5 protein-coding genes are annotated in these 7,013 nt (G+C 55.6%); 3 read left to right on the top strand and 2 right to left on the bottom strand.

The features are described from left to right. Nucleotides 1–49: 49 nt before the first annotated feature. Entirely contained in the window at nucleotides 50–631 is a 582-nt protein-coding gene (gene sodB, locus NP596_RS18830; protein WP_256616946.1) for a superoxide dismutase [Fe], read from the bottom strand. Between the two features lie 121 nt (nucleotides 632–752). On the opposite strand from sodB, the gene NP596_RS18825 reads away from it, so the two are divergent. From NP596_RS18825 to NP596_RS18815, 3 genes are all read left to right on the top strand, one after another. Next, complete coding sequence (locus NP596_RS18825; protein WP_256616945.1) at nucleotides 753–1,226, top strand: CYTH domain-containing protein; 474 nt, start codon at nucleotides 753–755, stop codon at nucleotides 1,224–1,226. Between the two features lie 117 nt (nucleotides 1,227–1,343). Then, a complete protein-coding gene (locus NP596_RS18820) occupies nucleotides 1,344–1,979 on the top strand; it encodes a tetratricopeptide repeat protein (protein WP_256616943.1) in 636 nt (211 codons plus the stop codon). A 211-nt stretch (nucleotides 1,980–2,190) separates the two neighbouring features. Continuing rightward, nucleotides 2,191–5,673 carry an ABC transporter substrate-binding protein gene (locus tag NP596_RS18815; protein ID WP_256616942.1) on the top strand — a complete coding sequence of 1,161 codons (3,483 nt, stop codon included), beginning with the start codon at nucleotides 2,191–2,193 and terminating at the stop codon, nucleotides 5,671–5,673. Between the two features lie 24 nt (nucleotides 5,674–5,697). Here the strand turns inward: NP596_RS18815 and NP596_RS18810 are convergent. Then, the coding region (locus NP596_RS18810) for a cobyric acid synthase (protein WP_256616941.1) at nucleotides 5,698–7,013 on the bottom strand (1,316 nt) is incomplete at its 5' end.

Raw genomic sequence — 7,013 nt, 5'->3', positions numbered from 1 at the left:
GCCGGCATGACGTGCGTCATGCCGGCCTTGTCATTGCTTAACGGTCCAATTACGCTTCGTAATTCGCGCCGGCAAATTCCCAATTCACCAAGGACCAGAACGCTTCCAGGTATTTTGGACGGGCGTTGCGGAAATCGATGTAATAGGCGTGTTCCCAAACGTCGCAAGTCAGGATCGGCGTTTGGCCGGCAGTCAATGGGCAACCGGCGTTGCTGGTGCTGACCAGTTCCAGGCTGCCATTGGCATTTTTCACCAACCATGCCCAACCCGAGCCGAAAGTGGTTACCGCGCATTTGGTGAACGCTTCTTTGAATTCTTCAAAAGAGCCGAAAGTTCTTTCGATGGCGTTAGCCAAACCGCCGGTAGGGGCGCCGCCGCCGTTTGGAGACAGGCAATTCCAGTAAAAAGTGTGGTTCCAGACTTGCGCCGCATTGTTGAAAATACCGCCGGAGGATTTTTTCACGATGTCTTCCAAAGACAGGCCTTCAAACTCGGTGCCGGGAACCAGATTGTTCAGGTTGGTGACATAGGTTTGGTGATGTTTGCCGTAGTGATACTCGATGGTTTCGGCGGAAATGTGCGGTGCCAGTGCGTCATTTGCGTACGGTAATGCGGGTAATTCGAAAGTCATCTTTATTCTCCAGAATGAGTGAACAGCATGAGTTAGCGCTTGAGGGCCAAGACCTTAACACTAATAACCCAGTATTATAATAAAGAATTATCACAAATCACTAGAAAATGGAGAAAAACCCATGGCTTTAGAAGTGGAACATAAATTTCTGTTGGCAAACGACGGGTGGCGCAATGAAGTCGACCGCACCGTGCATTACAAACAAGGCTATCTCGGCGGCGGCCCTTTAAATTCCGTGCGGGTGAGAATTTCCGACAGCCATGCCTGGCTGAATATCAAAAGCGCCACCATCGGTACTTCCCGGCAAGAATTCGAATACGAAATTCCGCTAGCTGACGCGAACACCATTCTGGATGACCTTTGCCATAAACCGCTTATCGAAAAGATGCGCCACTTCGTGCATCACCACGGTCATATTTGGGAAATTGACGAATTCAAAGGGGACAACGCCGGCTTGATAGTCGCGGAAGTCGAGTTGTCGCAAATTGGCGAATCGTTTGCCAAACCGGCCTGGCTTGGCGCGGAAGTGACAGACGATTTGCGCTACTACAACAACAATTTGAGCCAAAACCCCTATAAGAATTGGAATAAATAACAATAATTTAAGTTGCATATTGAAAAATAAACAACAATGCTCTATATTTTATGTATGTATAGAGCCACTGTTGTTGTTTTTTTGTTACTTTTTAGCGCTCCGTTGCTGGCGTCGGACTTGAATGCGTCGATCGCCAACCTGGAAAGCGCCTGGGCGTCCGCGTATTATCAAAACGATGAAACGCGGCAAAAACGGGCTTACCCCGAATTGCTGGAAAAAGCGGCGGAACTGGTAAACCGCTACCCCAATGCGGCCGAACCCAAAATCTGGCAAGCCACCATCCTATCCACCAATGCCGCCTTCGAATCGTCATTGACCGCGCTTTCGACCCTGGAAAAAGCCAAAAAACTGTTGGAAGAAGCCATCAGTATCGATCCTAAAGCCTTGGATGGCGCCGCCTATGTAACGTTGGGCACTTTGTATTACATGCTGCCGGGTTGGCCGGTTTCGTTCGGCGACGACGACATGGCGGAACAATTGTTAAAATCCAGCCTGCAAATCAATCCGGACGGGATAGACGCCAACTATTTTTATGCCGATTTTCTGCTGCGCCAGGACCGGGCAATAGAAGCCGAAGGTTTTTTCCGTAAAGCCAGCCAAGCCCCGGTCAGAAAACAACAAGCCTTCGCCGACACGCAATTGCAAAACGAAGCCAAGCTGGCGCTGGCCCACGCCCAACAACGCAAGGCCAATACCGGCAAAAACAAGTTTCAGTCCTTATTTACCACGGCGTCAGCCGATGCAAACCGATAGCGCCGAATCCATTTTCGCCGCTATTTTTCAATTCGGCTAAAAAATTCCTCGTTCCCACGCGCCCGCGGAGGAGCCGGTAAAGCAATCCGGTACCGGCTTTCGACAACCTGTTCCCCCGCTCAATAAAAATCCTATCTAACATCGGCGCCTATTGTCTGTAAAATGACCGTCGATGGAATCAACCTGAATATGCAATATTCGACCGGTATTGATGATCGACAAACTCTTCTTTTTTCTGGCGGCCTTGCTGTTGCTAGCCAGCCCCCCTCTGCCGGCGGCTCCTCCCGCCAACGGCCAAGCCCTTGAACACGTTAGCCTGCAGCTCAAATATTTTCATCAATTTCAGTTCGCCGGCTATTACGCGGCCAAGGCGCAAGGCTATTACGCGGAAGAAGGCCTGGATGTGGACATTCATGAACGCCGGCCCGGGCAGGATTACATCCGGCACATTCTGTCGGGCCAAACCGATTACGGCATCGGCGACGCCGGCATCGTTGCCCATTACGCCAAGGGAGAAGCGCTGGTAGCGTTGGCGGCGATTTTTCAACACGACGCCTTGGTATTATTCAGCAAGCAGTCTTCCGGCATTATTAGCCCCTACGAAATGGCCGGCAAACGGGTCATGTACGATGCCGTCGGCGAAAATAACGCTCCTGTCCGCGCGCTTCTGGCCGAAGCCGGCCTGAACGAAAACCGCTACATTGCGGTGGCCGAATCGTTCGATATCGAGGACCTCATTCGGGACAAAGTAGACGCCATGTCGGGCTATCTCACCGATAAGCCGTTCGAATTCCAGCAACGCGGCATCAAGGTCAACATCATCAATCCGCAAAACTACGGTATCGATTTTTACGGCGACCTATTGTTTACCAGCCAAAGGGAACTGCGGCAACATCCCGGCCGCGCCGAACGGTTCAGACGGGCTTCGCTGAAAGGCTGGCAATACGCACTGGACCATCCCGAAGACGTCATCCGGCTCATCCTCGACGAATACCAAACCAGCCGCAGCCAGGAACAATTACGTTTCGAAGCGGCGGAAACCCGTAAGCTGATCATGCCGGACAGCGTGCCGTTGGGACAAATCGAGGCCAAGCGGTTGCGCCGGGCGGCCGAAACCTACGCCCGCTTGCAACTGGCGCCCGTTATATCGGACGAGCAATTGGCCGGTTTCATTCATAGCCCCACCCCAACGCTTAACCTGTCGATACCGGAACACAACTGGCTGGCGCAACACCCGAAAATTCGGGTGGGGATAGACCGCAACTTTCCCCCTTATGAATGGATAGACCAAAATGGCGATTATGTCGGCTTGGTGGCCGAACTTTTGCGCCTGATCGAGAAAAGGCTGGGCGCGCAATTCGAGATCGTCCAGGACAAATCCTGGCATCAAATTCTGGAACTGGCCAAACAGGGCGACCTGGACATGATCGCCGCCATAACGGAAACCCCCGAGCGGCGGCAATACCTGAATTTCAGCCCACCCTATGTCAGCGCGCCCGCCATCGTCATCGGCGACGACAGGCTCGGCTATATCGGCTCGTTGACTTTGTTGGCCGGCCGCAAAGTCTCGGTGGTAAAAGGCTATTTCATCCAGGAACTATTGGCCCGCCACTATCCCAAGATCGAAACCGTCGCCACCGGCTCCGTGGCCGAAGCGCTGGCCTTAGTCGAGGAGGGCGACGTGGACGCCTATATCGGCGATGCGGCCTCGGCGAGTTTCATCATCAGGCAACAGGGTTTTTTGCATTTGCGCTTTGCCGGCCAAAGCGGTTACCAAAACCAGCTCCAGTTTGCCGCCGGCAAGGCCCATCCGGAATTATTGAGTATTTTGCAAAAAGCCCTGAATTCCATCCCGGCCGACCGGCGGGAGAGCCTGATTAACCGCTGGATGGGCCTACAGGTGGATCCGGGCATCGACAGCAAGGCGCTGATCGGATACGCCAGCTCGGCTTTGCTGCTCTTGCTTTTCTTCAGCTACTGGGTATTCAGGTTGCGCAAGGAAATCAAGGCCCGCCGCCGTAGCGAAGCCGATCTGGCCCTGTTATACCGCAACATGTCGCTGGGCTTTGCCTTGCACGAAGCCATCAGGGATGCAAACGGGCGGATTACCGACTCCCGTTTCCTAATGATTAACCCGGCCTTCGAATCCATCGTAGGCATCAAAGCTTTTCAATGCATCGGCAAACGCTCCAACCGCTTGGCATTACCGCAGCTTCGCGAATGCATACGGCATTTTGCCGCCATCGAAACCCGGCACGAACCCGCGCACTTCGAAATACACGATCCGGACAGCCAGCGCTGGCTGGCAATCGACAGTTACCGGGCCGGCCATAACCGCTTCGTGGTGCTGTTGCAGGACATCAGCCGGCGAAAACTGGACGAACTGGCCTTGAAAGCCAGCGAAGAACGCTTGCGGGTCAGCCAATACTACGGCGGCGTGGGCACTTGGGAATTCGATTTGGTCAACAACCGGCAAATCTGGTCGGAAATTATCACCAACGGTCTGGGTTTTCCCAAAACCGAAAACCCCAAATGGGCGCACTTTTTGGCCACCCTCTGCAAAGAGGACAGACCGATAGTCATCGACGCATTGCGCAAACACCTAAGGTACGGCGCCAAATTCGACGTGGAATACCGTATCAACGTGACCGGCAAAAAATGCTGGATGCGCTCGGTCGGGCAAGTGGAGCGGAATGAAAACGGCAAACCGGTCCGTATGCTGGGCATTGTGCAGGACATCAGCGAACGCAAACGCGCCGAGGAAAAGCTCAAATTGTCGGCCCGGGTATTTTCCGATGCCCACGAAGGCATCATGATTACCGACGCCGAAGCCCGCATCCTGGATGTCAATGCCGCGTTTACCGAATTAACCGGCTTCGGCCATGCCGAAGTCATAGGCAAAAACCCCAGCCTGCTGAAATCCGACCGGCAAGCGCCCGAGTTTTATAGCGCCATGTGGGCCGCCTTGAATGAAGAAGGGCACTGGCAGGGCGAAATTTGGAACCGGCATAAAAATAACGAAGTTTACGCCCAACTATTGACCATCTCCGCCCTGCGCGACGAAAGCGGCGCCACCATCAATTATATCGGCCTGTTTTCGGATATCACCGAACGCAAGCAGCAACAGGAATTGCTGGAACACATGGCGCATTTCGACCCGTTGACCGGCCTGCCGAACCGCACGCTGTTCTCGGACCGCTTCAACCAAGCCATCGCTCATACCAAACGCTCCGGCGGCTTATTGGCGATCTGCTATCTGGATCTGGACGGCTTCAAACCGGTGAACGACACCTTTGGCCATGCCGTGGGCGACGAGCTATTGATAGAAGTGGCCAAGCGCATCAAAAGCAATTTGCGCGAATGCGACACGGTTTGCCGTCTGGGCGGCGACGAATTCGCTTTGTTGCTACTGGATTTACAATCCCGCCAACAATGCGAGGATACGCTGGGCCGGATACACTCGGCGCTGGCCGAGCCGTTTACGCTGAATGTGCATCCGGTTTGGATAAGTGCCAGCTGCGGCGTAACGCTTTATCCGCTGGATGACGTGGCCCCGTATACGCTGCTGCGCCACGCCGACCAGGCCATGTATCAAGCCAAGCGCGCCGGCCGCAACTGTTACCGGATCTATCTGGATTTGCTGGCGCAAGGCGTCGTGCCGCATGAAACCGAGCAACTGGCCGAAACCGAATAAACCGCTTTTAGCCTCCGGCAACCGTCAGCAATCCCGGGCATAAAACCGTGCCAGCGCCGAGTCGAGCTTGGCCCCGTCGCAATGCGCGGCCCAACTGTCGGCGATCCGGTCGATACCGGCCTCGCGCAGGGCATTAAAATCCACCGCTCGCGCTTGCCGATACCCGGCCCAGGCCAGCAGGGCGTTACAGGCCTCCGGCAAATCGAACAGGCCGTGCAGATAACTGCCGGCAATTTGGCCGTCGACGGACAAGGCCCCGTCATCGGCGCCGTCCAGCTTGAACAAAGGCCGCGCCAGCGCGGGGCCGCCGCAGACGCCCATGTGAATTTCATAGCCGGCAACCGGCACGGCCTGTTCGGCAAACACGCCGCCGACCTGGCGCAGGCATTTGTGCGCTTGCAGCGTGGTTTCCATATCCAGTAAACCCAAGCCAACCGCGCTGCCGGCGTCGCCTTCCTGCCCATGTGGGTCATGTATGGCCCGACCCAGCATCTGGAAGCCGCCGCAAATACCTAACACTTTGCCGCCGTAGCGCAGATGCCGTTGGATAAATTCCTCCCAGCCTTGCTGTCTGAGTCGCGCCAAGTCGCGGCGTACCGATTTGCTGCCGGGCAGCACGATCAGGTCCGCGCCCTGAATGTCTTCCGGGCCACCGGCAAACACTACCCGTACGCCGGGATGCAATTGCAGGGGATCGAAATCGGTGTGATTGCTGAAACTGGGCAGGTGCGGCACCACCACGGTAAACGCTTGCTCGCCGTCGTTGCGGGCGTGCCGGCTGGACAGGGCGTCTTCCGCTTCCAGATACAAGTCGTGCAAATAGGGCAACACGGCCAGTACCGGCTTGCCGGTCTCGGCCTCCAGCCAGTCCAGGCCCGATTGCAGCAGGGCGATATCGCCGCGGAAGCGGTTGATCACAAAGCCGATGACGCGGTTTTGTTCGGCTGCGGACAGCAAGGCCAAGGTGCCGACGATATGCGCGAATACGCCGCCGCGGTCGATGTCGGCGATTAAAATCACCGGGCAATCCACGGCTTCCGCAAAACCCATGTTGGCGATGTCGCCGGCCCGTAAATTGATTTCCGCCGGACTGCCGGCGCCTTCCACGACCACGGTTTGGTATTGCGCGGTGAGCCGCCGCCAGGATGCCAATACGGCTTGTTTGGCGACTTTTTTATAATCGTGATACTGCGTTGCGGACTGATTTTGCAATACTCGGCCGTGAATGATGACCTGGGCGCAGGTATCGGTGGTGGGCTTCAACAACACCGGATTCATGTCGCTATGGGCGGGCAGGCCGCAGGCGGCGGCCTGCACAGACTGGGCACGGCCTATTTCGC

The organism is Methylomonas rivi, from assembly GCF_024505165.1.
In the GTDB taxonomy this organism is placed as follows: Bacteria; Pseudomonadota; Gammaproteobacteria; order Methylococcales; family Methylomonadaceae; genus Methylomonas; species Methylomonas rivi.
This window is presented reverse-complemented; position numbering and strand designations above follow the sequence as displayed.

Bases quoted from the DNA above. Each gene is read 5' to 3' on its own strand.
- sodB (WP_256616946.1), bottom strand. From the start codon at position 631: ATGACTTTCGAATTACCCGCATTACCGTACGCAAATGACGCACTGGCA.
- NP596_RS18825 (WP_256616945.1), top strand. From the start codon at position 753: ATGGCTTTAGAAGTGGAACATAAATTTCTGTTGGCAAACGACGGGTGG.
- NP596_RS18815 (WP_256616942.1), top strand. From the start codon at position 2,191: ATGATCGACAAACTCTTCTTTTTTCTGGCGGCCTTGCTGTTGCTAGCC.